Consider the following 22,798-nt stretch of genomic DNA (forward strand, 5'->3'; position numbering starts at 1 on the left):
CGCAACGCCGGGAAAGAAGAGTGAACCGGATCGGTAAGCCTTGGAAACTGTAGCTTTTTTGTATCGCTACCAGCAAGCGAAGCCAGCGATACCAGAATAATTAACCGCTATTTGCTATGTTTGATGACTAAGATCTAAGTCTTAGAAGAGGTGAAAACCTATGATCGAGTTGATTTTCCTTGCCTGTCTTGGCGCCCCGCCTGAAAATTGTGAAGAACGCAGTTTGGTTTACACAGATGTTTCACCAGTGGCGTGCCTTATGGGTGCACAACCGGAATTGGCCCGATGGGTCAGCACGCATCCCCGTTGGCGCGTCGCCCGCTGGCGCTGTGCCTATGTCCGTCAGGACCAGAAAGACGCGTGAGATTACCAGTCTCTTTCTGCAATCCTCGGACCTCACTCTCGACGGTTGTTTTTTCTGAAGTATTTCGTTCAGTTTTTAACTCTTAGCCGTCCGCAGGTTTACGTCGGCGTGAGAGCCCTCGTGCAGGATCATACCCAATAAGCGAAAGCAGAAAAAACACCGCGAAGCTTCCCAGCACCCAGAGAAAGGCCGATGCGTTGAAACTCTGATATAGCGCGAAGCGGATCAACTCGACAGCATGGGTAAAGGGGTTAAGCGCGCAGATATCACGCAGCAGATCTGAACTTTCCGCCATTTTCCAAAGTGGGTAGAGCGCGGAGGACAGAAAGAACATCGGGAAGATGACAAAATTCATTACACCGGCGAAATTCTCAAGTTGCTTGATCGTAGATGAAATCAACAGCCCCAGTGCACCCAGCATCAGACCTGTCAGGAAAAGTGTTGGCAGGAGGTAGAGATACCCCATCAGCGGCAATGCGATGCCAAACCCCGCGGCCAGCGCCAGGAACACATAGACTTGCAGGATTGACACCGCGACCCCGGCCAAAAGTTTGCACAACAGCAGCCACCATCGAGGCAAAGGCGAAGTAAGGAGCAACCGCATGGAGCCCATTTCTTGATCATAGACCAGCGACAGCGATGACTGCATGCCATTGAACAGTTGGATCATCCCGCAAAGGCCGGGCACAATATAGACTTCATAGGTGATGTAAGTCTCATATGGAGGGATGATCGACACACCAAGCGCTGCACGAAACCCGGCTGCAAAAATTACCAGCCATACCAAAGGACGCACAAGGGCGGCCAGAAACCGGCTGCGCTGGTGCAGGAAACGCGAAGCTTCACGCAAGACGATGGCTGTCAGAGAGGTGAGATACGGTTTCATGCCTCCGCGTCCCCGCCGGTCATCTGGATAAAACGGTCGATCAAGGGTTCTCCGCTTGCGATGTTCTCTGATCGGTCATGGGCCAGGATACGTCCTTGATGCAGGATCACCACATCATCCTGCGGCTTGATTTCATCGACCAGATGGGTTGCCCAAAACACCGTCAGACCACCGTTGGCCAATTCATGTACATGATCCGTGATCGCTCGGCGGCTCGCAGTATCGAGACCGACGGTTGGTTCATCCAACATGAGTATCTCGGGGCCGTGAACCAACGCGCGGGCAATCTCCATCCGTCTGCGATGGCCACCGTTGAGAGCGCGGACTTTTTCCCTGGCCCTTTCACGCATGTCCAGCCGATCAAGGGCTGCATCTATACGGGTTTGCGCCATGCGCCCGGACAGCCCATGCAGGGCTGCAAAATAGCTCATGTTAAGGGCAACACTCATATCCAGATCCAGCGTCGGCTGCTGAAATACAACACCGATCTTGGAAAGGGCTGCCCGGGCCTCGCGGGACAGATCGTGCCCAGCCACAGTAATCCGCCCCTGACCTGTAACAAAAAGACGCGTCAGCAGGGAAAAGAGCGTCGATTTCCCCGCGCCGTTGGGTCCCAGCAACGCGGTAAAACGCCCCGGACACAGTTCGAATGAAACATCGTCAAGCGCCTGTTTCGCCCCGTAGCTATAGCTAACATGACTGACGTCCAGGGGGCTCATACGGCGCTACTGAATGGTGATTTCGACGCGCTGGCTTTCGCCTGATGATCCAGGAATGCGTAGGAAATAGCTGCCTGGCTTGATGGCGATGAATTCGATTTCCATCGTACCTTCATCATCGAATTCCAGGCTTTCGATTCCAAAGGGACGTATTTCGAGATCGTTGATGACAATTTCATTGATCCAGATTGCGCGAAAAAACCCTGAACCTTCAAGGGCCAGTTCACCGGAGCCATCCGAGACAATCTCGATCTCGTATCCTGTGCCCGATTTCAACATCAAGGGGGCATCGGACAAGGGTTTGCCGACGCTCAGCGTTATCTCGGGCAATTCTTCCATGTTGTTCGACGAAAGAATACCGGCAAACCCGAAATCATGGGCGGCGACGGGCAGCGCTGTCATAGCAACAAGGGCGGCCCCAAAGGCAATTCTTCTCATATCAGGTTCCTTTCTGTGTGATTAGATCAAGTGTGGCGGGCGAACCGCTCAGCGTATGAATGCGGGTGGCCAGGCGGGTTGCCTCGGCCTGGGAATGAGTGACGAATAGCGTCGCGGGCTTACAATCCGCGATCAACGTTTCGGTCAGCTCCAGCATGGCCGTGGCGGTGCCAGCGTCAAGTGATACGAAGGGCTCATCCATGACCAGAAAATCCGGCGCGCCGGCAAAGGCACGAGCCAGTGCAAGTCGCCGTTGTTGACCTAATGACAACTGGCCGGGGAAAAGGCCGGATTTGTCGGCGATGCCAACCCGTTCCAGCATCTCCGTTGCATTAGACTTCGACAAGTCAGGATGCAGCAGTGTAAGGTTCTGAATTACGCTGCGCCAAGGCAACAAAGTCGGTTCCTGAAAAACGATCGCCATATTGTCGGGCCGTACAACGGTCCCGTGATAGTCATCGTCGATCCCGGCGATGATCCGTAACAGGGTTGATTTCCCAATACCCGAAGGGCCTAGAATCGCGACGGTTTCGCCCTTTTCTATTGTGAGCGAGACTTTACCCAGAACCGGCGTTTCGCCGAAGGATTTGCACTGTACGTCCACCTTGATCATGACATCCGCCAGCGTCGCACACGCCATTCCCAGGGTTGGATGAAGAGCCACTCGACTGCCAACATGACCGCAATGAAGGACAGTGCATAAATCAGGACCATGCCCACATCGAACAATTGGAAATAAAGATGGATCTGGAAGCCGACACCGTTCGAACGGCCCAGAAATTCGACCACCAGCACGATTTTCCAAATCACGGCGAGGCCTGAGCGTGCGGCAGCGGCGATAAAGGGTGCGAGTTGTGGCAGTATTACATGACGAAAACTGGCAAAACGCGGCATACGATAGACCTTTGCCATGGCATCCAGATTCGGGTTGAGCGCCCGGGCGCCTTCGCGAATGACAGTGGTGACGTTTGGTATTTTGTTCAACGTGACGGCCACGATGGCCGCCGTCTCATTCAATCCGATCCAGAGATAACACAAGACAATCAGCACCAGCGCCGGGAGGTTCAGAAAAACCACCAGCCACGGATCAAGCCAACGATTGACCGACTGAGACCGTCCCATAATCAAGCCAAGTGCCAACCCGAGACCCATTGCCAATCCGAACGCCCAGATCACCCGGATCAGTGTTTGACCCAGATGAAATGGCAGCGTGCCGGTGCGCAGCTCCTCTAAAAAGGGCGTGATCAGCGCAAAAGGAGATGGCAGAATTTGTGGATCGGCCGTCAGTGCTGCGGAAATGACCCATAACGCCAGAAACCCCAGTAGTGAAATCGCCGGAACAACACCTCTCCCGGTCAGGGTTTGGGGACTATCTGACATCGGCAAAGAGGCCATCGGGCAATGTTGTGGCCCGCCCAACCAGTTTATCGCCGCCAAGTTCTGCCATCAGTGCAAGAAATTGCGCGGCATCAGCTTGGTCGACTGGTCCGTCAGTCGGAATACCAGCACGGAAATCGGCACGAAGCTGTTTGAATTGCGCGTCTGATTTGGCGTTCATCATTGTACGGATTTCTTCCCAGGCTGCATCATCGCGTGCCAGCAAATCTTTGGCATCGCGCGTCGCCTGATAGAATGCATGGGCCAGGCCAGGATTTTCGCGTAAAAAGCGTTCCTTGAAAATGTAGCCTACAAGCGGCGTCTCGGGGTTTAACCCCAAAGCGTGTGTGGCCTCCGAAACCGAGACGACCTCGCGCATGCCTTCTGCTTTCATTTTGGCGAGGAAGTGCCAGAAGTTAATCACACCGTCGGTCTCCCCACTTAGGCCGACCTTGAACATCAGGGGCGGCGCGCCGTAGACCTGTTCGGTTTCAGCAGACAGGTCAAATCCGTGCACCTGCGCAGCATAGGCCTGAAGGATAAGCCAGCTTTTGTCCAAGGGCCCACCAACAATGCCGAGGCTGCGACCTTTCAGATCTGGCAGAGATTGCACCGGGCTCTCCGCCGGCACCACCAGGCCTCCGGTCGCGCGGGAGTAAGGGATGAAGACATAGTCCTTGCCCGCCGCTCTTTGCCGGGCCGTCCATATCCAATCCGCCACGGCCAGATCAGCAGCATCGCCTTCCAAGGCTACGCGTGTTGCGCCGTTATCGGCATAGGGCTGAACCAGCAACTCGAACCCATTCGCACGATCAAATCCATTGTTCAGGATAGTTTGCAGTTCCCAGTTGACCGTCCCGATTTGCAAAACGGCGGCGCGTATTTTTGGGATATCTTCCGCAACTGCAGTGCCACCGCCAAGCAGCAGCCAAAGGAGGGCTAGAAGATGTATGAGCTGGCGCTTCATACCAACCCTCTAATCTGGTGTAACAACAACACCCCAGGGCTGTTGTCCGACCTGAACCGACTTGATGGCTTTTTTGGAGTCGACATCAATGATCGTCACGTCGTTGGAATTTCCGTTGGTGGTGATCAGGTATTTCTGATCGGGTGTAAACGCCAGTTGCCAGACCCGCTGACCGGTGATGATGTAATCCTCGACCTCGTTGGTTTCCGCGTCGATGACCGCGACGCGGTTGGCGGGGCCAAGCGCCACGAATAGTGTTTTGGCATCGGCAGTGATCTTGGCACCCACCGGCTGTAACCATTCAGGCAGAACGCCTGGCACTTCAAAGGTGATCTTGTGGGACAGGTTTGGCGTGCCGTCTTCGGCGATATCAATCACGCTGACCGTACCACCGATTTCCGAGGTCACGTAAAGCGTTGATCCATCATCGGAATATTGCGCATAGCGCGGGCGCTGATCGACCAGAATATTGTGTTTGATCTGATAGTCAGACGTGTCAATGAAATGCGCCATGTTCGTTGTCTCAGAGGTATTCACCACGAATTGCGCATTGGGGCTTATGCCCATGCCCTCGGGTTCGACACCAACGGGCACTTCGGCCAGAACCGTGTGGCTTGCGGTGTCGACAACCGTGACAAGGTTATCGTCCTCGTTGGCGATATATAGCGGATTGCCGCTGGGATGCAGAATGAAAAGCTCTGGGTCGGGGCCCGAGGGCAGCGTATAGAGTTCCTGATAAGTTTCGGTGTCGAAAACTCGCACTGTATCGTCATCAGAGGCGCAGACATAAAGCAACTTGCCATCGGGGCTGACTGTTATCCCGCGCGGGCGATTGCCGGCGGGGAATTCTGTCAGTACCTCCCAGGTATCGCTGTCCAGAACCGTAACAGTGTTGCCCTTCTCGTTGCTGACAAACACCTTGTTGGCGGCGGCAGGGGTGGCAAGAAAAGCAGTCAGGCAAGTGGCAAGCAGCAGGTACTTCATTGGGGAACTCCTGTGTTTCAGGGTCGGGTGAATGCCGTGCAGTCGGATTCGGGGGCATCAAGGCCAAGTGTATCAAGCGGTGAGCGCTGGTGCAGAAAACCGTCTTGTGGTGAGACGCTGACGGTAATGCGACCATCGTAAAGCAGGACTGGTGTGCGCAACTGGCCATTCCAGTCGCGGAAGGTAACCTTCTGGCCCATGAAAGCCGCCAGTTCGAACGCATCGCTCAGGATATAGTCGCGCAGCGTATTCACATCACTCGACCCGGTGCGGGTCACGGCTTCGCCGACCACTCGAAGGCCCAGCCATGCCTGGTAATCTTCGGCGCGAACATAGCGACCTGTCAGCGCCTCGAACCTGCGTTGGAATTGGGTCGCGCCCCAGGCTTCGTGGGCCGGGTGCAGGCTGATTGGGCGGAGGCCCGCAGCCCCGAGGACCGGTCGTGGTGTCCAAAGGTGAAATGGCAGGTAAGGGGCAAAAACATCTGACGCGTCTGCGGCAATGACCACATCGTGTTTTGCGGCATTCTGTGTGAAAACAGGGATCTGACGCTGGACCAGAACATGCCCGGTATCAGTGCGCCGGGAACCGCCCGTATCCTCGAATTCTCTCTCCTCAACAATCTTTGCGCCAAACTTGATCGCTGCCCGGCGATATGCATCTGCCATAACCTGGTCTTCGGGATTGGAGCCGTGGATTAAAAACCAGCGGGGCCATTTTTTCCAAATGGTGAACTGTGCAATGGCATCGGCCTGCATCGCGTGCGACGGGACGACATGCAAGATATTACCCCGGCACATATCGCTACGCAGCGGCGTGTCCTGCGCCATGGCATTCAGGATCAGAACATCCGGCCCCGCCATATCAGCCAAGCGTAGCAGATCATTGGCATTGGCTAGAACAACGATGATCGTGTGGCCCGCGTCCAACAGCGCCTGAAAGGCGGTATCCGCCTGATCCGGTGGCGCCGTTATGTTGTCGACCTCGTAGGTGTGCCCCAGAAACTGACCCGTGGTCAGGTTATCTTCATTGGCCAGGGATGCACCGGCAAACCCCAAATCGTCCGGTTTGGCCTCGAAGCGTGAAATCGGCGCGACCTCGGGATAGTCAATGCGGAATATGGCGCTGCGGATATCGGCGGCGCGTGCGGCAAAGCTGCTGCAAAGGACCAGCAGGCAAGCCGTTAGCAAGATCACGATCCGATGCAAAATCCCCTCCTGTCCTGCCGATTTTTCTATGGCATCTGGGCAAGTGTGCCAGAGCGGTCAGGCCGCTCAAACATAGACTTTTGGCGCATTGCAGGAATGGCTGCAATCCTTACGATCATGACATGATTGAATTCGCGGAAATAGCGTTGATTTCATAAGCAAATGTACTGCTGACGAATGTGGCTGCGCCAAGCCTTGGAAAATAACGCTGTCAACATATGAGGACCCCATGCGACATCTGAAATTTCTTTTGATGATTGTCGGGCTTGTACTGCCTGTGATGTCGATGGCGCATGGGCCGACACGACAGAAGGTCACGGTGACAACCGAAGTTGCTGCCGCCCCGGCAGATGTCTGGGCTGTAATCGGCAATTTTCAGGACATGAGCTGGCATCCGGCGGTGCATTCCTCGACGGGCGAAGGTGGCAATGACATCGACGCCACCCGCGTGCTGACCCTTGGGGAGGAGGGCGGGCCCACCATCTCGGAAGTGCTGTATAAGTTCAGCGATGAGAAGATGAGCTATTCCTACCGGATCACAGATGTCCTGGTCGAGGTGTTGCCGGTGACAAATTATTCCTCGCATCTCACGGTCAAACCGCTTGATAGCGGTGGGTCGCTGATCGAATGGCGCGGAGCCTTCTATCGCGGATATCCCAATAACGACCCGCCGCCAGAACTGAATGATGAGGCAGCAATTGCCGCGGTGACCGGCGTGTATCAGGCGGGGCTTGATGCGCTAACCGAACGCTTTGGTGGAACGAATTAAGCTCATCCTTCTGGGGCTTCTCCCTGCCCTCGTCGCCACTTCGGTGGTGGCGGGGGATTTTGCATTCGTGACCAATCAGAATAGCGAAGAAGTCAGTGTACTGGACCTGCAAGCCCGGGTCGAAGTGGCGCGGATTTCGGTGCCGGGACAACCTGCCGGCGTGGCGGTTGATGGCGCCGGACATTTCTTTACCGTCTCGCCGGGCAGCAAGGTCGTGCGTAAGTATGATGCCGGAAATGGTAATGTTTTAAAGGCGACTATGCTGGATGGCGGGCCGATTGGCATTGCGCTGGACGCTGAAGAGAACAGGCTTTTCGTGTCGGATTGGTACAATGCGCGTATCTGGGTACTGAACTCAGATACGCTGGACCTTCAAGGTACTCTTGGAACCGGAGCGGCGCCAGCGGGGCTTGCGATCTCGCCGGATGGCGGATTGCTGGTTTCGGCTGATCGGGATGCTGATCAGATCTCGGTATTCGATCTTGATGACCTTATGTTGCGGCACCGGCTTGGGGTGGGCACGCGCCCGTTCGGGCTGGGCTTTGCCCCGGATGGCCGGCTGTTTGTTGGCAATGTCGGATCGGACGATGTGACAGTGCTTGATCCTGCTGCGGGAAAGTTGCTTGCGACGGTGGCGGTTGGGGCGCGGCCCTATGGTGTGGCGTTTGCCCAAGGGCGGGCGTTTGTGACCAACCAATATGCCGACACGGTCAGTGTGATCGACCTTGAAACATTGGCGCCCGTGGCGACCATCGACGTGGGTGAATACCCCGAGGGAATTGACATAACCAGTGACAGACAAACCGTAATTGTGGCAAACTGGTTCTCCAATACGGTCAGCCTGATTGACGCCACGAAACTGGAAGTCACGGGTGAGATTGGCACGGGCGATGGACCCCGTGCGTTTGGAAAATTTGTAGCGCGAAGGAACTGATGATGATCCGTTTGGCCCTTTCCTCTTTGCTTTTGCTGGCGGGTGCCCTGCCCGTTCATGCGGCCGAACCCAGCTGGCCTGATCTGGCGGATGCCCTCTATGACGGGCGTGAATTACAGGACGGAACGCGCCTGATCGCGATTGATGCGCCTTACCGGACACGCGATGATGCGCGTACGCAGATCGCGGCCCAGATCGAGGCGCCCGAGGGCCGAATGCTGGGGAATGTGCAGGTGATCCTGGATGAAAATCCGATGCCCCTGTCGGCGGTCTTTACCTTTGATGAGCCGCAGAAACGGTTCTTCTTTGACGTCACGATGCGGGTCAATGGGCCGACGCCGCTGCATGTGGTGGCCGAGACCACCGACGGACAGCTATTTGTGGCCGAGACCTTTGTGAAAACCTCGGGTCAGGGCGCGTGCGCCGCCCCGCCGGGTACGGATCCGGCAGAGGCATTGGCGACGCTGGGCAACATGACCATCGGGATCGAGGGGAATGCGCAGACCGCATCGGCATCGGCCAAGCTGGGGGCTTTGCTGGCCCGTGAAAAACAGGTCGATCTGGATATCAGCCATCCCAGCCATTCGGGCATGCAGATGGATCAGATCACGCTGTTGTTCATCCCGATGCGCTATGTCGGTGAGCTGGATATCGAGCTGGACGGGGGCGGATATGTGGATGTGACGGGCAGTATTTCGCTGTCGGAAAATCCGCGCATCAGCATGTCGGTCCCGCGCAAGACCCATTCGGTGGATGTGACCATGACCGACACGGATGGCACGGTTACCCACGCGCATAAAACGCTGGAAGCGCACTGAAACCGTGATTTGCCGCGTGAGGGTGGCGAATCATGGTTGACGGGCTGAAATCACACGAAAAGCAAAATCGGTATAACGTCGGTATTTTGTCGGTATTACGTCGGTGCGGAGATCGGTAAATGGCCGGGTTAACAAGGCGAGCGCCTTGAGTTCGGGTTAATCGCCGCCGGGACGACGACACGCCGACCGCCAATTCCTGTGACGCGAGCTAGGTGCGCGCGCCTCAGGGTTCGGGCTCGGCCTCGATCACTTCGGTCGGGTAATCGAAAAACGTCCAGCCGTCGGTGCCTTCGGGCAGCCAGTAGACTTGGGTGTAGCCATATTCCAGTGCGCGTTTGGCGGCGTTCCATGACATCCAGCATTCTTCGAGACAAAAGAGCAGGACCGGGTGATCCCTGTCGCCACCCGTGGCCTTTGTCAGGCCGCGCTGGAAATAGTCATGGGTAATCTCGGCCAGTGCGCCGTAGCCCACATTGGGCAGCCAGATCGAGCCGGGGATCGAATGGCGCGGCTTTTCGCGCCAGATCGTGCCCTCGGGCAGGTTCTTGGGTTTGGGCGGCCGGGGGAGGACGTCGATAAAGGCGATCTCACCGGTTTGCCACAGCTCATGCGCTTTCTCGGAATCCACCACGGTGCCCCCGGCCAGCGTTTCAGGGACCGGGCCACGGTAATGATCCATGCGATATTCGTCTGGTTCAACCTCCTGCGCGATGGCGGCAAATGCGGAAAGGGCAAGGGCCGCCGTCAAAGCCGCCGCGCGGATCATTTGGTCGCGTCCAGCAAACCTGTCCCCATATTATCCAGAAGGGGAACGCCCGCGTCGATCAGCACCGCGTTGATCTCATCCTGGTTGCGGCGGATCAGCGAATTGAGCTTGCGCTGCCAGACCTTTTCACCTTGCCGGACGCCCATCGTGATGCGGAAAAACAGGCGCGGTGGCAGGGTTTCCGACAGCAGCGGCGTAACCTTGAGGTTCGGGTAATCCTTCTTGACCAGCGGACCGGCGAGCGGCCCCCAGATGATCGCCGCGTCGGTCACACCTGCCGAAAGATCGTCCAGCATGTCGATCACCGGCGATTCGTGGCGGCGATCCACCACGAGATTATAGGGTTTGGCAGAGGTCAGCAGGCCGTTGCGCGCCATATGCGTCGCCGGGGGACTGCCAGCTATGATGCCGATATCGTGCTCTTTGAGGGTGGGATCCGACAGGGTCGTGACATCCGCCAACGGGCCATCCCGGGGCACGACAAGCGTGTAGGCGGAGGTGAAATAATGATTGGTGTTCAGCACCATTTCGTGACCCTGCGCATAGCCCATGACGACATCGCATTTATTGGCGCGCAGCGTGTTGCGGATGAACCCGGTGGCCATTGGATACCAGGTATAGGACACGGGTTTTTCCAGCTTGGCGGCGATCAGTTCGGCCAACTGGTTTTCATAGCCCTGCCCCTTGTCATCGGACATCGGGAAATTGGCCGGATCGGCACAGACGCGCAGTGCGTTCTTCGACACCAGGTCGGATGTCTGGGCAAAGGAAGGCCCTGCTGTCAGCATCGACAACAGGGCCACCAGTGTCAGATTGGCCAGTGAGTCAGCCCAGGCACGCATTCTCGTCCTCGCGAATGACGTCTGATTTTTTCTCTTTCTTGCCCGGACGGCCACGGGGGATCGCATCCGTACCGCGGGCCTTGAGATAGACATAGATATCGTTGAGGTAGCACATGACATTGGGGTTATCGCCAAAGGCCGGCATTACCGACTGATGCGATGCGTCGATTTTCTGACGGCCATTCACGACCACATCGTAGAAGTCGTAATAATCCATGTCGATCGCCGAGACCTTGAGGGCCGGTGCATAGGTCGAGCCTTCGCCCTCGGGGCCGTGGCAGACGTGGCATTCGGAGTGATAGCGCCGGAAGCCGGAATAGCTGGGCCAGTCGATGGTGCCGTCTTCGGCGACATTGTAGGTGGGAACGTCGTCTTCGGTGAAATAGCGACCGTCCTCTTCATATGCGACCGCGATGTTGTCGGGCGTATCGTCCTGCGCGAGGGCAACGGATGCCGTTGCGGCGAGAAGGCTGGCGCCAAGAAGGCTTGCAATCGGTTTCATACTTGTCCTCTGGTTCTTATCAGACAGATTGGCACGGGTGTTGCCCCGTGCCAATCCGCAGTTTCTTGCGTTGTCGCCGATCAGTTCGGCAGGGCAAACACGGTCAGCTGACCGCCCAGTGCGGTATAGTCGCTGAGGGCTGCATAGCCGCCCACGGCACCCAGACCGTCATTCGGGTTGGTCAGGCCAGCCGCAAGGCCGATCCCGGCCCAGCCGCCAACACCCGACAGGATGCCGACATACTGTTTGCCGCCGTGGCTGTAGGTCATCACGTTACCGATGATGCCCGAGGGTGTCTTGAACTTGTAAAGTTCTTCACCCGTTTCGGCGTTGACCGCCTTCAGATACCCTTCGAGGGTGCCGTAGAAGACGATATCGCCCGCTGTTGCCAGCGCACCGGACCAGACCGAGAACTGCTCGGGCAGCGACCACTTGATTTCACCTGCGATGTTGTCCCAGGCGATGAAGTTGCCCATGCCGCCGTGGCTGTCTGGCGCCGGGTACATCGACAGTGTCGCGCCCACATAGGGTTGACCCGCAGTATAGCTGACGCGGAACGGCTCGTAATCCATGCAGACATGGTTGGTCGGCACGTAGAACAGCTGTGTTTCCGGCGAATAGGCTGCCGGTTGCTGGTCTTTGGAGCCAAGTGCGGCCGGGCAGATACCGGTCGAGTTCACGTCTTCGCCGTTCTGCTCGGTCGAGTACTGAGCCACCACGGCCGGACGACCGTAGGTTTCAGACTCGGGGTCCATGTCAACACCGGTGGTCCAGTTCACGACCGGGTCGAAGGGTTCGGCCACGAGAAGTTCACCGGTCACGCGGTCCATGGTGTAGCCCAGGCCGTTCCGGTCGAAATGGGTCAGAAGCTTGCGCATCTCGCCATCGATTTCCTGTTCGGTCAGGATCATCTCGTTGATACCGTCATAATCCCACTCGTCATGCGGGGTCATCTGGTAGAACCATTTCGCCATGCCGGTATCGGCATCACGCGCCATGATTGTCATCGACCAACGGTTGTCTCCCGGGCGCTGGGCCGGGTTCCAGGTGGACGGGTTGCCGGTGCCGTAATAGACGAGGTTTTCCTCGGCATCATAGGAATACCAGCCCCAGGTGGTGCCGCCGCCGATCATCCACTGATCGCCTTCCCATGTGTTGGTACCTGAATCCGCGCCAACCGGTTTGCCCAGATGTGTCGTGGTTTCGGGATCGACAAGAATATCGCTGTCCGGACCCATCGAATAGGCACGCCAGGCCAGGCTGCCATCGGCCATGTTATAGGCGGTCACGCTGCCGCGCACGCCGAACTCACCGCCCGAGATACCGACGATGACCTTGTCATTGACCGGCAGCACCGTGGCTGTGTTGGTTTCACCCTTGGACGGGTCGCCGTTCACGACGGACCATTCGACCGCACCGGTATCGGCATTGAGCGCCACGACGGTGGTATCGGCCTGATGCAGGAAGATCTTGCCATCGGCATAGGCCACACCGCGGTTCACGGTGTCACAGCACATCACCGGAATGACATCCGGATCCTGCTTGGGCTCGTATTTCCACTTGATCTTGCCGTCATTGGCCAGATCCAGCGCGTAGACGATGTTGGGGAACGGTGTATGCAGATACATCGTGTCGCCGATCACCAGCGGTGAGCCTTCATGGCCGCGCAGAACGCCGGTCGAGAAGGTCCAGGCCACTTGCAGGTCGCCCACATTGTCCTTGTTGATCTGTTCCAGCTGCGAGAAGCGCTGGTTCTTGTAATCCCCGGTCTGGATAGCCCATTGATCCGGGTTACTGATTTCACCCATCAACGCCTCATTCGCGCTGGACCAACTGGCCGCGCATAAGGCGATGGTGGATGTCAAAGCGAGTAGCTTTTTCATGTTCAACTCCCTAGTTGATGGTTCGCCTGCCTGTGCCGCCACAATCGTAAAGTGCGATTTTTATAGTGGCGACCGGCTGGCCTGAATTGGACCCGGCGCTATTGTCTTTCCTCCCGACGGGTCGGTATTTGCGTTTCCTTTTCAAACTCCTCCTCTTCTGTATTTCTGCGTCGTCCCCCGGGGGGACGAAAACGTGGTGGTGGTGTTCCTTATTGTTGTGTGCGCCACAATCTTTCGGCGTGCCATTCAACATGGTCCCGCGCAAAAGTTGTAACAAAGTAGTAGCTGTGGTCATAACCCGGTTGCATGCGTACCAGCCCCGGCTGGCGCTTTTTCGCCATGACGGATGCCAGCGATTCCGGTTTCAGCAAGTCGAGAAACTGATCCTGCGATCCCTGATCAATCAGGATGTCGTCTTTCCATCCGTATTCTTCCAACAGGATCGAGGAATCGTAGCAGGACCAGGCGGATTCGTCGTCGCCCAGATAGGCGCTGAGCTGTTTGCGGCCCCAATCGGATTGGGTGGGGTTGGTGATCGGTGCAAAGGCCGAGACGGAATCAAAGATTTCCGGATTGCGCAGGGCGATGGTCAGGGCGCCGTGGCCGCCCATCGAATGCCCGGTGATGCCGTGCCGGTTGCTGATCGGAAAATGATCGCCGATGGTGGCGCGCAGTTCCGAGACGACATAATCATACATCCGGTAATTCGTGCGCCAAGGATCGCGGGTGGCATTGACATAAAACCCAGCGCCCTGCCCCAGATCATACGCCTGATCGTCGGCAATACCCTCGCCACGTGGGGATGTGTCGGGGAATATCAGCGCGATACCATGATCAGATGCATGTTCCTGAAAGCCGCCCTTGGTCATGACGTTTTCGTGGGTGCAGGTCAGGCCGCTGAGGTACCACAGGGCCGGTACCGGTCCTTCTTCGGCCTGGGGGGGGAGGTAAACCGCAAAGGTCATTTCGACACCGCAGGTATTGGAGGGATGTGTGCAGACTGATTGCACCCCACCGAAACACCTGTTTTGCGAAACGACCTCCAGCTCCATCAGTAGACCACCACGCTTCGAATGCTTTCGCCGGCATGCATCATGTCGAAGCCTTTATTGATGTCGTCGAGGTCGAGAATATGGGTGATCATCGGATCGATCTCGATCTTGCCGTCCATGTACCAGTCGACGATCTTGGGCACATCGGTACGACCGCGCGCGCCGCCAAACGCCGTGCCGCGCCAGCTGCGTCCGGTGACAAGCTGGAACGGCCGCGTCGAGATCTCGGCGCCCGCCGGTGCCACGCCGATGATGATGCTTTCGCCCCAACCCTTATGCGCCGCCTCCAGCGCCGTGCGCATCACGCCCACGTTGCCTGTGGCATCAAAGGTGTAATCCGCACCGCCGCCGGTCAGTTCGACCAGATGCGCCACCAGATCACCGTCGACCTTCGACGGATTGACGAAATCGGTCATGCCGAAACGGGTTGCCATCTCGACCTTGCCGTCGTTGAGATCAACGCCGACGATCTGATCCGCACCGGCCAATCGCAGGCCCTGGATGACGTTCAAACCAATGCCGCCCAGGCCGAACACGATGCCCCTGGAGCCGATCTCGACCTTGGCGGTGTTGATCACCGCGCCGATGCCGGTGGTGACGCCGCAGCCGATGTAGCAGATCTTGTCAAAGGGCGCGTCCTTGCGGACCTTGGCCAGCGCAATCTCGGGCAGCACGGTGTGATTGGAAAAGGTCGAACAGCCCATGTAGTGCAGGATCGGTGTGCCATCGAGCAGCGAGAAACGTGAGGTGCCATCGGGCATGACGCCCTTGCCCTGCGTTTCGCGGATCGACTGACACAGGTTGGTTTTCGGGTTCAGGCAATATTCGCAGGTCCGGCATTCCGGCGTGTAGAGCGGGATCACATGATCGCCCACTTCCAGCGAGGTCACGCCTTCACCCACCTCAATCACAACGCCCGCGCCCTCATGGCCCAGAATGGCCGGGAAAATGCCTTCGGGGTCGTCGCCGGACCGGGTGAATTCATCCGTATGGCACAGGCCTGTCGCCTTGATCTCGACCAAGACCTCACCGGCCTTCGGACCATCGAGGTTCACCTCCATGATCTCCATCGGCTTGCCCGCTTCCAGAGCAACTGCCGCTCTTGTGCGCATTTGTTTCTTCCCCCCTAAGGCGAGTCCCGGTTCATCAAGTGGAAAGTATAAATGGGTCCCGATACCGAACAATTGCGACCTTGGTTGGTATTGGGACAGATGGACATTGCCCCTCTCTCGGCTACACTTCGGCTTATGAAAAATGCGTTTTGTTCCCATGCCCTGCTATTGTTGGCCGGATTGCTTCTGACCGGTCCGGCTACGCCCGTGGTGGCGGCTGATTTTTCGGACCCGACCTGGCCCTGTATTCAGCGCAAGGTTGAAAACCTGTCGACCGGCCTGATGTGGCCCCATCCGGCAGAACCGATCGAACTGGCGCCGGACCAGAAAGAGGCTGTGGACGAATTGGTGGGTCGACTGACCCTGCGCCGCATTGCGGTTGAAGAACTGACACCAAACGTCACCGCCTTTACGACGGCCTATGGGAATGACACTGCCCTGCTGGGCCATGTCTTTGCCGATACATTTGATAAGCTGTCCCAGACCCGTGGCAAGATCATTCGCGGTATCGAGGGCTATTCGCTGCAACAGATCGCGCTGGCGGAAAAGATCGACGCAACCCGTGCGCGGATGGATGACCTGATGACAGCCGAGAACCCCGATTTCGATCAGGTCGATGCGCTGGAGGAGCAACTGGACTGGGATGAGCGCATCTTTACCGATCGCGCCCAGTCGTTGACCTATGTTTGCGAAACCCCGGTGATCATCGAAAAGCGCCTGTTTGCCATCGCTCAGATGTTGCTGGCCGAGGTTGCGGAGTGAGGGCTATTCCCACTCAAGCTCGGTAAAGGCGACGGTGGCGTTGCGGGGGTTATAAGCCTCGAACAAGCGCCAATGCGGGGCCTCGGACGCGGCGATGGTTTCGATGGCATCGCCCAGTCGCTGCCCCTGATCAATCGCCGCGCGGGTATCGGCGGCCAGCACATCGAGATACCGCTGCAATGCCGTGGCACCCTGTGGCCAGTCCAGGATCGGCCCACCATGGCCGGGCACGATCTGGCGGACGGGCAGGTCGATCAGGTCCGACAGAACTGATTGCCACCCGATCAGTGACCCGTCCAGCGCGGGCGTGTGGTCGTCAAAGACCAGATCACCGGTAAAAAGAATGCCGGTTTGCGTGTCCAGCACCGTCAGATCGCTGCCGGTATGAGAACGCGGCCAGGCCTGCACCGACAGGGTCCGCCCGCCCAGATCAATCTGCGTCACGTCGTTGATCGGCAGATCGGTGGCGGCAGTCTCGGTGCCGATGAAACGGTCGGGGCCAATCAGGATCGAGAGGCTTTCAAAGTAATTCTCGCGCCGGTCGGCCAGCGCCCGGTCAAGCGCCCGATGCCCGACGATCTGTGCGCCCGCATCGGCAAAGACGCTGATGCCCAGCGCATGATCGGGATGCATGTGCGTTACAATCGCGTGGCTGACCGGCAGGTCGGTCCGGGCGCGGATCGCCCGCCAGACGCCTTCGCCCATCCAGCGGGCACTGCCGCCGTCGATCACCGCAACCGAGCTGTCGCCGATGATGAAGCCCAGGTTTGAGACGTCACCTGCATTTTCGAAATCCGGCTCTGCCACCTTTCCCAGGTGGACGAAGAGGCCCGGCGCGGCCTCGGTGAAGTCGAGCGTATTCCCGGTTGGCTGGCAGCTGGGTGTTCCGCTGGCGGTCAGGCCGGTGAATAGAGTTGAGATGTCAGGTGGGCTGTCCTGCAACCGCTGTTCGCACCCGGTCCTGTCTGCCGCTTCATAGCCGGGCAACAACACCGGGCGGCAGGTGTCACCTGTGGCCAGACACAGGGTGAGAATGGCTTCGAACACGCGCTGTACCTCTTCTTGCTGAGTGATCAGAAACCTGCACAGTGACGCGCCTGTGTTCCAGACCGACCAATGGCCTAGTGTATTTTTGGCGGTTTTATGTCATATTCAGCGGCGAAAACGCCTGTGAACAGGAGGATTGTTGATGAGAATTGTCAAAGTTACGACCCTGGCTGCATTTCTGGCCAGCCCCGCCCTGGCGACCGATGCAACGCTGAAAAACCCGCTGGCAGATGGCGAAACCTGGCAGGATTTGCAGTTTGACATCATGGGAGAGGCCGAGATTGCCGATGGCAGCGGGGTGTTTGAGGTGGACGCGCCGTATCGTGCACATGATGCCGCGACCGTGCCGATTGTCATCACCCAGACCGACCCGGAGGCGAATATCACCTCGGCCAAGATCGTGATTGATGAAAACCCGGCCCCGCTGGCCGCAGACATGACATTCGGCCCGGCGATGGCGCCGCTGAACATGGAAGTTCGCGTCAGGGTCAACCAGTATTCCAACGTGCGCGTGATCGCGGATACCGATCAGGGGCAGTTGATGAATGGCCGTTTCGTGAAGGCATCGGGCGGGTGTTCGGCCCCGGCCTCGAAAGATCCCGAGCTGGCGCTGGCGGATATGGGCAAGATGCGGCTGAAGCATTTCGAAAGCGAAGCCAAGATGTCGGTGCCCCGGCGCGAGGCCCAGATCATGATCCGTCACCCCAACTATTCGGGCCTGCAGCGTGACCAGATCACCCAGCTTTTTATCGCTGCGCTCTTCATTGATGACCTGGCGGTCTATCAGGGAGAGGAACTGCTGTTCCGGATCGAAGGCGGGATTTCGATCAGCGAAAACCCGGTGTTCCGGTTCGAATATAACGACAACGGCGCGGATGCCCTGCGTGTGCGCGCGACCGATACCGAAGGCAATATATTTGAGCGCACAATGCCGAAGGGTGGCGAAACCTGATCAGGCCAATTCATCGGCCCGCATGGAGCCTTAGATCTTCTCGACCGTGAGATTGCCGTTGGTATAGACGCAGATGTCGGCAGCGATGGCCATGGCGGCGCGGGCGACCTCTTCGGCGGTCTTGTCACTGTCCATCATGCCTCGCGCGGCAGCCAGCGCGTAGTTGCCCCCCGAGCCGATCGCTGTCACGTCATGTTCGGGTTCCAGCACGTCGCCGGCACCGGTGATCACGTAAAGCTCGGCCCCGTCCGAGACGATCAGCATCGCTTCGAGCTTTTGCAGATACTTGTCGGTCCGCCAGTCCTTGGCCAGTTCCACGGATGCCCGCTGTAATTGGCCGGGGGTTGCTTCGAGCTTGGCCTCCAGCCGTTCGAGCAAAGTGAAGGCATCTGCAGTTGAACCGGCAAATCCCGCGACGATATCCGTGCCACCGGGGCTGAGCCTGCGAACCTTGCGGGCGGTGCCCTTGATCACGGTCTGGCCAAGGCTGACCTGTCCGTCACCGGCGATCACAACCTCGCCGCCTTTTTTAACGCCGATGATCGTGGTGCCGTGCCAGCCGGGGAATTCGTTGCTCATGGGGCCTCCGCATTTTGCTGGGCACTATATGGAAGGGGAAAGGCGCGGACGCAAGGGTGCGGCTTAACCCAGCAGGTCGCGGGCAATCTGTTCGAAGATCCGGGTGCCGATGGGGATCAGGTCGTCGGGAAAGTCATAGTTGGGGTTGTGCAATGGCGGTGTGTCCAGGCCTGCCCCCAGAAACAGCATGGCGGATTTGGCGGTCTGACCGAAGCGTCCGAAATCTTCGGACGGGCGCCAGGGCAGGCCGGTTTCGGTTTGCGGGATGCCAAGTGTGTCGAGGGCGGTGGCGATGATCCGGGTCGCGTCGAGGTCGTTTTCGCAATGGTGGAAAATGTCGTGAAACCGGTGGGACACAGTCAGATGATGTTGCGTGGCGGCCTGTTCCACCAAGGAAAGGGCAGAGCTGACAAGGGCGTCCATGTGATCATCGGTGAGAGTGCGCAGGGTGGCATAGATCGTGGCCTCGCCTGGTGCGATGCCAAATGCAGGCTCGCCCATCGTTGCATGTGTGACGGTGACGAGACTGAAGTCGGGATCTTTTGTGCCGCCCTGGCTAAGGGCGCTGAGCGCGGGCATGACCTTGGCAAGTGCCGGCATGGGTGAGGTGCCGGTTTCGGGTTGCGAGGCATGGGCGGGCGTGCCGGCGAAAATAATCTCAAGCCCACGCGAAGCACAGCAGACCGGGCCGGATTTCAACGCGACATGGCCAAGCGTCAATCCCGGTTCATTGTGCAGCGAAAAGGCGTAATCGGGGGTGATCCCGGCGAAATCCGGATCGGCGATGACAGCCGCTGCCCCGGCGCCGGTTTCCTCGGCCGGTTGAAACAGCAGAATGACGCGGCCGCTGGCCGGGCGTTGCCTTGCCAGACGACGCGCAAGCCCGGTCAGGATTGTCATATGCCCATCATGGCCGCAGAGATGCCCTTTGCCGTCGATGGACGAACGATAGGGGCTATCCCGAACCTCATGGGTCGGAAGTGCATCAAGCTCGCAGCGGAACAGGATGGTTGGGCCGGGTGCGACGCCGTTGAAAGTGGCTGCAATGCCCTGACCGCCGAGATTGGTGATCACGTTGTCAGTTGCGAGGTCAGACAGCGCGGTGCGTATGCGCCTTGCTGTCTCGCGTTCCTCGCCTGAGACCTCGGGGTGGCGGTGGAGGAGATGGCGAAACGCTGTTAGCTCGGCAATGTCGGAATTCGTGAGGCTCATGCGGGATGTCTATGAGGTGACGGTTGCTTTCGCAATCAGCGGGGCCATCTGCGCAGTCGGCTGAAAGCTGCCAATCGGGGAAAAATCATGCGCCGCTTTCTACATACGGGTGCGAATTGATTCGCTTCAACCGGGAATAGTTTGCCGGGAAATGACGAAATCGGGCTCAAAAATCTCGCCTTAAGCGCGAAAATACTCAACTAAAGCGCGTGAAAGGTGAAAGTTTTTAATAAATTTGCAAGAAATTTCGGATGAAACTTGAAATGTGGCGAAAATTTGCCGATATTGTGGTTCGTGGTTGGGCTTGGTTCTGAGCAGCGGTTCATTCAAGAGCGTTTGATCAGAATAGTGACCGGGTCTGAGTGGCCTTATTCGGGTCGGGCAAAATGTTAGCCCATGTGGTGAGTTTTTCGGTTCCAGAATACGAGGGCGTCCTGTTTGGGCGCCCTCTTCTTTTTTGGCATTTTGGTTTTGCCATGTCCATCAGGAGACCGGGTGGGCGAATCTGTAAAAGGCCTGTTTTGCGCTTTTTTTGCCCTTTACCACGCCGCGGAACCAGTGATTTTCCAGGTGGACAACAATGTGGAACGGTCCCTGCCGATCTCTGGCAAGGTCAATGATATACGTGTAAGTATATGATTTTAATATATTTAGATGGATTTTGAAGCCTGACCTTGCCGTGCCGTCCTGCTCGCGGTCGATAACAGACGCGTGAGTGCGCCCAAAGTTCCTAATTTACCGTGGAAATTTGGACTCAACCACAGTAGTATCCGCGCTTGAACCCTGTCTGTCGTAATAGCCAACTTTTTGAAAATACGGGCTAAACCTGTTTGTAACCTAGTTTGTGGGGCGCGAGATTCTTTATGAGCATTACCAGTCATCACTCCGAAGTCACACGATCCAGCAACGGATTTTTCCATTTGGGAATTTTCTGGCTGATTGTCGCGACCATTGCCGCCGGTTTCTTTTTCTGGGACGGCATCGCGGAATTGCTGAAAGCGTGGAAGCTGCCTGAATACAGTCACGGACCGCTGATTCCGGTTCTGTCGGGGCTGTTGTTCCTGCGCCAGCTCAAGACCGTGCCAATAAATGATGGGCCGGTCAGTGATCGTTGGCCGGGTGTTGTGCTGCTGATCATCGCGGTTGCGCTGGGCTTTGCCGGAAACATGATCGAGATCCGGGACATCGTGGCCTATGCGTTGATCCTCTGGGTCGGGGCGATCCTGCTGATCAGTTTTGGGTGGAAAACCGGCAAGCATTTCTGGCCGCCGGTCGTGCATCTGGTCTATATGCTGCCGCTGCCTGCGGCGCTGTATTACGGCGTGTCGACCTATCTGCAGGGCATTTCATCTGAGCTGGGTGTTTACTTCCTGCAATTGTTGCGCGTGCCCGTCTATCTGGAAGGCAATATTATCGACCTTGGGGTCTATAAGCTTCAGGTGGCCGAGGCCTGTTCGGGACTGCGGTATCTGTTCCCGATCCTCAGCTTCTCATATATTTTCGCAGTGCTTTACCAGGGTCCGATGTGGCACAAGGCGGTGCTGCTGGTGTCGGCTGCGCCGATCACCGTGTTCATGAATTCAGTTCGGATCGCGATTGCCGGTATCATCGTCAACAATTACGGGCTGAGCCATCTAGAAGGTTTCTCGCATTTCTTCGAGGGTTGGGTGATTTTCGTCAGCTGCGTTCTGATCCTGTTTGCGCTGGCCTGGGTGATGGTCAAGCTGCGTCGGGATCGGATTGGTCTGATCCAGGCGCTTGATCTGGACACTGATGGTCTGGGCACGCAGGCGAAACGCATTCTGCTGATCCGTCCGTCGCGGGCGCTGATCACGGCGGCGGCTGTCGTGTCGGTCCTGGCGGTTGCATGGCATTCGGTCCCGAAGCGCGACGCGGTCACGATTGATCGCGATCCCTTTGTACTGTTCCCCGCGCAAGCCGGAGACTGGACAACAGGGCGCCAGATTTCGCTGGACCCCGAGATTGAAAAAATCCTGCGTGCGCATGACTACCTGTCGCTGAGCATGCGCAAACCCACCGTCGAAGAACCGGTTGAGCTGTTCATCGCCTGGTATGAGAACCAGAATCAGGGCGGTGTGCATTCGCCTGAATTCTGCCTGCCCGGCGCGGGTTGGGAAATTGCCAAGCTGGAGCAGATCGAAGCCACGCCCGCCACGGGATATGGCGAACCGTTCTCGCTGAATCGGGCGGTTGTTCAGAAGGGCGTGAACCGGATGCTTGTCTATTACTGGTACGAGCAGCAGGGTGAGCGCACGGCGTCGATGTTCAATGCCAAGCTGCAACTGATGATGGGCACGCTGACCAACGGCCGGAATGACAGCGCTATCGTGCGGTTGATCACCGATATCGGTCCAAAGGAATCCATTGCCGATGTCGACGCGAGACTGCAGGACAGCATGCAAAGTGTTCTAACCAAACTCCCGAGATTTATACCAGGAATTTAAATCTTTCGCCCCCCAACCTTTGATTTTTTAGGTGTTGGGGGGTTTGATTATAAGCTGAAGATGTCGACTGTGACGGTTGCTTTAGAGAGCATGCCGTTTTCGTCTGCGACCCAGTAGTCGAAGCTGTCGATGCCGTACACGTTCTGGTGGGGTTCGTAGA

At 57.5% G+C, this 22,798-nt stretch carries 23 protein-coding genes; 6 read left to right on the forward strand and 17 right to left on the reverse strand.

What is annotated here, in order from left to right; all coding sequences use genetic code 11:
- Positions 1-446 precede the first annotated feature (446 nt).
- From Q1B27_RS09415 to Q1B27_RS09450, 8 genes are read right to left on the reverse strand one after another with little or no spacing between them, the layout of a single operon-like run.
- A complete protein-coding gene (locus Q1B27_RS09415; protein WP_299846762.1) occupies positions 447-1,250 on the reverse strand; it encodes an ABC transporter permease in 804 nt (267 codons plus the stop codon).
- Positions 1,247-1,969 carry an ABC transporter ATP-binding protein gene (locus Q1B27_RS09420; RefSeq protein ID WP_299846763.1) on the reverse strand — a complete coding sequence of 241 codons (723 nt, stop codon included), beginning with the start codon at positions 1,967-1,969 and terminating at the stop codon, positions 1,247-1,249. The genes Q1B27_RS09415 and Q1B27_RS09420 overlap by 4 nt, the downstream gene beginning before the upstream one ends.
- Positions 1,970-1,975: 6 nt before the next feature.
- Entirely contained in the window at positions 1,976-2,407 is a 432-nt protein-coding gene (locus Q1B27_RS09425; protein WP_299846764.1) for a hypothetical protein, read from the reverse strand.
- 1 nt (position 2,408) lies between these two features.
- Complete coding sequence (locus tag Q1B27_RS09430) at positions 2,409-3,020, reverse strand: ABC transporter ATP-binding protein (RefSeq protein ID WP_299846766.1); 612 nt, start codon at positions 3,018-3,020, stop codon at positions 2,409-2,411.
- A complete protein-coding gene (locus tag Q1B27_RS09435) occupies positions 3,017-3,787 on the reverse strand; it encodes an ABC transporter permease (protein ID WP_299846768.1) in 771 nt (256 codons plus the stop codon). Before Q1B27_RS09435 ends, Q1B27_RS09430 begins: the two co-directional genes overlap by 4 nt.
- Complete coding sequence (locus tag Q1B27_RS09440) at positions 3,777-4,751, reverse strand: ABC transporter substrate-binding protein (protein WP_299846770.1); 975 nt, start codon at positions 4,749-4,751, stop codon at positions 3,777-3,779. Before Q1B27_RS09440 ends, Q1B27_RS09435 begins: the two co-directional genes overlap by 11 nt.
- A gap of 9 nt (positions 4,752-4,760) precedes the next feature.
- The gene (locus Q1B27_RS09445; protein WP_299846772.1) at positions 4,761-5,735 is read right to left on the reverse strand and encodes a YVTN family beta-propeller repeat protein; all 975 of its coding nucleotides are present in this window, start codon (positions 5,733-5,735) and stop codon (positions 4,761-4,763) included.
- Between the two features lie 17 nt (positions 5,736-5,752).
- Positions 5,753-6,943 carry an ABC transporter substrate-binding protein gene (locus Q1B27_RS09450; protein ID WP_299846775.1) on the reverse strand — a complete coding sequence of 397 codons (1,191 nt, stop codon included), beginning with the start codon at positions 6,941-6,943 and terminating at the stop codon, positions 5,753-5,755.
- Positions 6,944-7,172: 229 nt separating this feature from the next.
- Between Q1B27_RS09450 and Q1B27_RS09455 the strand changes: the two genes are divergently transcribed.
- The 3 genes from Q1B27_RS09455 to Q1B27_RS09465 are packed head-to-tail and all read left to right on the forward strand — an operon-like array spanning position 7,173 to position 9,464.
- Positions 7,173-7,712: an SRPBCC family protein gene (locus Q1B27_RS09455; RefSeq protein ID WP_299846777.1), complete on the forward strand. Its 540-nt coding sequence runs from the start codon at positions 7,173-7,175 to the stop codon at positions 7,710-7,712.
- Positions 7,699-8,646 (forward strand): YncE family protein, encoded by a 948-nt coding sequence (locus Q1B27_RS09460; RefSeq protein WP_299846779.1) that lies wholly within the window; start codon positions 7,699-7,701, stop codon positions 8,644-8,646. The genes Q1B27_RS09455 and Q1B27_RS09460 overlap by 14 nt, the downstream gene beginning before the upstream one ends.
- 2 nt (positions 8,647-8,648) lie before the next feature.
- On the forward strand, positions 8,649-9,464 hold the full coding sequence (locus Q1B27_RS09465) for a quinoprotein dehydrogenase-associated SoxYZ-like carrier (RefSeq protein WP_299846781.1): 816 nt from the start codon (positions 8,649-8,651) through the stop codon (positions 9,462-9,464).
- A 223-nt stretch (positions 9,465-9,687) separates the two neighbouring features.
- Here the strand turns inward: Q1B27_RS09465 and Q1B27_RS09470 are convergent, their stop codons facing one another.
- The 6 genes from Q1B27_RS09470 to Q1B27_RS09495 all read right to left on the reverse strand — a co-directional run bounded on the left by Q1B27_RS09470 (position 9,688) and on the right by Q1B27_RS09495 (position 15,621).
- The gene (locus Q1B27_RS09470; RefSeq protein WP_299846783.1) at positions 9,688-10,230 is read right to left on the reverse strand and encodes a PQQ-dependent catabolism-associated CXXCW motif protein; all 543 of its coding nucleotides are present in this window, start codon (positions 10,228-10,230) and stop codon (positions 9,688-9,690) included.
- Positions 10,227-11,018 carry a substrate-binding domain-containing protein gene (locus Q1B27_RS09475; protein WP_299846855.1) on the reverse strand — a complete coding sequence of 264 codons (792 nt, stop codon included), beginning with the start codon at positions 11,016-11,018 and terminating at the stop codon, positions 10,227-10,229. Before Q1B27_RS09475 ends, Q1B27_RS09470 begins: the two co-directional genes overlap by 4 nt.
- 37 nt (positions 11,019-11,055) lie before the next feature.
- Positions 11,056-11,574: a c-type cytochrome, methanol metabolism-related gene (locus tag Q1B27_RS09480; protein WP_299846785.1), complete on the reverse strand. Its 519-nt coding sequence runs from the start codon at positions 11,572-11,574 to the stop codon at positions 11,056-11,058.
- A gap of 80 nt (positions 11,575-11,654) precedes the next feature.
- Entirely contained in the window at positions 11,655-13,457 is a 1,803-nt protein-coding gene (gene xoxF5 / locus Q1B27_RS09485) for a lanthanide-dependent methanol dehydrogenase XoxF5 (RefSeq protein WP_299846787.1), read from the reverse strand.
- A 209-nt stretch (positions 13,458-13,666) separates the two neighbouring features.
- Positions 13,667-14,503, reverse strand: coding sequence for an S-formylglutathione hydrolase (gene fghA, locus Q1B27_RS09490; protein ID WP_299846856.1), 837 nt, complete (start codon positions 14,501-14,503; stop codon positions 13,667-13,669).
- A gap of 5 nt (positions 14,504-14,508) precedes the next feature.
- On the reverse strand, positions 14,509-15,621 hold the full coding sequence (locus Q1B27_RS09495) for an S-(hydroxymethyl)glutathione dehydrogenase/class III alcohol dehydrogenase (RefSeq protein ID WP_299846789.1): 1,113 nt from the start codon (positions 15,619-15,621) through the stop codon (positions 14,509-14,511).
- Between the two features lie 51 nt (positions 15,622-15,672).
- On the opposite strand from Q1B27_RS09495, the gene Q1B27_RS09500 reads away from it, so the two are divergent.
- Positions 15,673-16,383: a hypothetical protein gene (locus Q1B27_RS09500; RefSeq protein WP_299846791.1), complete on the forward strand. Its 711-nt coding sequence runs from the start codon at positions 15,673-15,675 to the stop codon at positions 16,381-16,383.
- A 3-nt stretch (positions 16,384-16,386) separates the two neighbouring features.
- Here the strand turns inward: Q1B27_RS09500 and Q1B27_RS09505 are convergent, their stop codons facing one another.
- Positions 16,387-17,430 (reverse strand): quinoprotein relay system zinc metallohydrolase 2, encoded by a 1,044-nt coding sequence (locus Q1B27_RS09505; RefSeq protein WP_299846793.1) that lies wholly within the window; start codon positions 17,428-17,430, stop codon positions 16,387-16,389.
- A 142-nt stretch (positions 17,431-17,572) separates the two neighbouring features.
- On the opposite strand from Q1B27_RS09505, the gene Q1B27_RS09510 reads away from it, so the two are divergent.
- Complete coding sequence (locus Q1B27_RS09510) at positions 17,573-18,382, forward strand: quinoprotein dehydrogenase-associated SoxYZ-like carrier (RefSeq protein WP_299846795.1); 810 nt, start codon at positions 17,573-17,575, stop codon at positions 18,380-18,382.
- 30 nt (positions 18,383-18,412) lie between these two features.
- Here Q1B27_RS09510 and hslV read toward each other — a convergent pair whose 3' ends face one another.
- Both hslV and Q1B27_RS09520 read right to left on the reverse strand, forming a co-directional pair.
- Positions 18,413-18,961 carry an ATP-dependent protease subunit HslV gene (gene hslV / locus Q1B27_RS09515; RefSeq protein WP_299846797.1) on the reverse strand — a complete coding sequence of 183 codons (549 nt, stop codon included), beginning with the start codon at positions 18,959-18,961 and terminating at the stop codon, positions 18,413-18,415.
- A gap of 63 nt (positions 18,962-19,024) precedes the next feature.
- A complete protein-coding gene (locus tag Q1B27_RS09520; protein WP_299846800.1) occupies positions 19,025-20,173 on the reverse strand; it encodes an amidohydrolase in 1,149 nt (382 codons plus the stop codon).
- A gap of 863 nt (positions 20,174-21,036) precedes the next feature.
- On the opposite strand from Q1B27_RS09520, the gene xrtD reads away from it, so the two are divergent.
- Positions 21,037-22,638, forward strand: coding sequence for a VPLPA-CTERM-specific exosortase XrtD (xrtD, locus tag Q1B27_RS09525; RefSeq protein WP_299846802.1), 1,602 nt, complete (start codon positions 21,037-21,039; stop codon positions 22,636-22,638).
- Positions 22,639-22,798: the final 160 nt, after the last annotated feature.

Source organism: uncultured Roseovarius sp., assembly GCF_947489715.1.
Lineage (GTDB): Bacteria > Pseudomonadota > Alphaproteobacteria > Rhodobacterales > Rhodobacteraceae > Roseovarius.

Bases quoted from the DNA above. Each gene is read 5' to 3' on its own strand.
- Q1B27_RS09455 (WP_299846777.1), top strand. From the start codon at position 7,173: ATGCGACATCTGAAATTTCTTTTGATGATTGTCGGGCTTGTACTGCCT.
- Q1B27_RS09480 (WP_299846785.1), bottom strand. From the start codon at position 11,574: ATGAAACCGATTGCAAGCCTTCTTGGCGCCAGCCTTCTCGCCGCAACG.
- Q1B27_RS09440 (WP_299846770.1), bottom strand. From the start codon at position 4,751: ATGAAGCGCCAGCTCATACATCTTCTAGCCCTCCTTTGGCTGCTGCTT.
- hslV (WP_299846797.1), bottom strand. From the start codon at position 18,961: ATGAGCAACGAATTCCCCGGCTGGCACGGCACCACGATCATCGGCGTT.
- Q1B27_RS09520 (WP_299846800.1), bottom strand. From the start codon at position 20,173: ATGAGCCTCACGAATTCCGACATTGCCGAGCTAACAGCGTTTCGCCAT.
- xrtD (WP_299846802.1), top strand. From the start codon at position 21,037: ATGAGCATTACCAGTCATCACTCCGAAGTCACACGATCCAGCAACGGA.
- Q1B27_RS09445 (WP_299846772.1), bottom strand. From the start codon at position 5,735: ATGAAGTACCTGCTGCTTGCCACTTGCCTGACTGCTTTTCTTGCCACC.
- Q1B27_RS09430 (WP_299846766.1), bottom strand. From the start codon at position 3,020: ATGATCAAGGTGGACGTACAGTGCAAATCCTTCGGCGAAACGCCGGTT.
- Q1B27_RS09495 (WP_299846789.1), bottom strand. From the start codon at position 15,621: ATGCGCACAAGAGCGGCAGTTGCTCTGGAAGCGGGCAAGCCGATGGAG.
- Q1B27_RS09415 (WP_299846762.1), bottom strand. From the start codon at position 1,250: ATGAAACCGTATCTCACCTCTCTGACAGCCATCGTCTTGCGTGAAGCT.
- Q1B27_RS09500 (WP_299846791.1), top strand. From the start codon at position 15,673: ATGGGTCCCGATACCGAACAATTGCGACCTTGGTTGGTATTGGGACAG.
- Q1B27_RS09470 (WP_299846783.1), bottom strand. From the start codon at position 10,230: ATGATCCGCGCGGCGGCTTTGACGGCGGCCCTTGCCCTTTCCGCATTT.
- Q1B27_RS09425 (WP_299846764.1), bottom strand. From the start codon at position 2,407: ATGAGAAGAATTGCCTTTGGGGCCGCCCTTGTTGCTATGACAGCGCTG.
- Q1B27_RS09435 (WP_299846768.1), bottom strand. From the start codon at position 3,787: ATGTCAGATAGTCCCCAAACCCTGACCGGGAGAGGTGTTGTTCCGGCG.
- Q1B27_RS09510 (WP_299846795.1), top strand. From the start codon at position 17,573: ATGAGAATTGTCAAAGTTACGACCCTGGCTGCATTTCTGGCCAGCCCC.
- Q1B27_RS09420 (WP_299846763.1), bottom strand. From the start codon at position 1,969: ATGAGCCCCCTGGACGTCAGTCATGTTAGCTATAGCTACGGGGCGAAA.
- xoxF5 (WP_299846787.1), bottom strand. From the start codon at position 13,457: ATGAAAAAGCTACTCGCTTTGACATCCACCATCGCCTTATGCGCGGCC.
- Q1B27_RS09475 (WP_299846855.1), bottom strand. From the start codon at position 11,018: ATGCTGACAGCAGGGCCTTCCTTTGCCCAGACATCCGACCTGGTGTCG.
- Q1B27_RS09465 (WP_299846781.1), top strand. From the start codon at position 8,649: ATGATCCGTTTGGCCCTTTCCTCTTTGCTTTTGCTGGCGGGTGCCCTG.